This is a genomic window from Mesorhizobium sp. GbtcB19 (assembly GCF_019091085.1).
Classification (GTDB): domain Bacteria; phylum Pseudomonadota; class Alphaproteobacteria; order Rhizobiales; family Rhizobiaceae; genus Mesorhizobium.
Window position 1 is genome coordinate 1 of record NZ_JAGXJY010000618.1, and the last position, 231, is coordinate 231.

At 70.1% G+C, this 231-nt stretch carries 1 protein-coding gene; it reads right to left on the reverse strand.

Going from position 1 to position 231, the window contains the following annotated elements:
* Window positions 1-147 (reverse strand): NUDIX domain-containing protein (locus KVT37_RS33230; RefSeq protein ID WP_368860651.1); only part of this gene is annotated, 147 nt, incomplete at its 3' end.
* Window positions 148-231: the final 84 nt, after the last annotated feature.

Consider the following 231-nt stretch of genomic DNA (forward strand, 5'->3'; position numbering starts at 1 on the left):
CTCGACCTTGCCGCCTGGAAACTCCCACAGCCCGGCAAGCTGCTTGCCCTGAGGGCGCTGCGCCAGACGCACGCGCCTGTCGGTGTCGTCCAGCGCGCAGGCGGCGACCAGCAGCAGGCGCGTCCCGGTTGGCTTGACCTCGCTCATGCGCCTGGCGGCCGTCGTTAGTGGTTGCGATAGACTACCTCGAAGCCGTGCGACCGGTTAAGCGCGTGCGCCGGGGCGTGGCTG